Source organism: Enterovibrio coralii (assembly GCF_001559595.1).
Classification (GTDB): Bacteria; Pseudomonadota; Gammaproteobacteria; order Enterobacterales; family Vibrionaceae; genus Enterovibrio; species Enterovibrio coralii.
In genome coordinates, this window is sequence record NZ_LNTY01000013.1 from 1 (window position 1) to 743 (window position 743).

At 53.4% G+C, this 743-nt stretch carries 1 protein-coding gene; it reads right to left on the reverse strand.

Going from position 1 to position 743, the window contains the following annotated elements; translation table 11 throughout:
• Window positions 1–209: 209 nt before the first annotated feature.
• Window positions 210–728, reverse strand: a complete 519-nt coding sequence (locus tag ATN88_RS04535) for an Hcp family type VI secretion system effector (protein WP_067412091.1) — start codon at window positions 726–728, stop codon at window positions 210–212.
• Window positions 729–743 lie beyond the last annotated feature (15 nt).

A 743-nucleotide genomic window follows, 5' to 3' on the forward strand; every position in this document is an offset into this window, starting at 1 on the left:
GAACCCTGTCACTGCAAAGGTATCGTCGGCTAATCCCTCAACCGTGAGTGTAAACTGCAAACCGCGTTGTCTTGCCATACTGCGAAAACCCTAACCACTGTCCTTGTGTTCGACGTTCTTGCATCGACGAAAGCCCGTCCGAAGACAGGCGAAAACACTGTTGGCTGAGCAAAGACACGCCCAGCCAACGGCGTTGTTACGATGAGCAATTAGGCTTCAATCGGCGTGCGCCAATCGTCTGCACCAGAGGTGCCGGCAACCGTGTGCTCCCAGTCAATCTTGCGGTAAGCCACGGAGACAGTGACAAGCTGAGTGAACTCTTTCTTCGCCGCATCTTGGCAGTGCGGCATCTGGCAATCGATATCGATGATGGTGCCATCGGTCAGGATGGTGGAGAAGAAGTGCTCTTGCTTGCCTTCCACCGAGGTGCGGTACCACTTCAGCTCCACCTTCGGCAGCATCTCACCGGAAGCGAGTGCGTTGTACATCAGCGGAACCGCTTTATTCAGTGCCACAGTAAACTTGAACGGCTTGTGCACACGTTGACCAGAAGGCTGGCCGCTTTGTGGGTCAGTCGGAACAGTGACGATATGGTCGAAGGCTTGCACCAGCATTTGGTCTTCATGACCTTCAACATAAATGTTGCCGACAGAGTCAGCGGTGAAAGCACCGGCAGTAATGTTGCCCTGAGTTTTGCCTTCAATGGCGATATAGCATGGAGTTGGCATTGCGTAGTCCTTGTT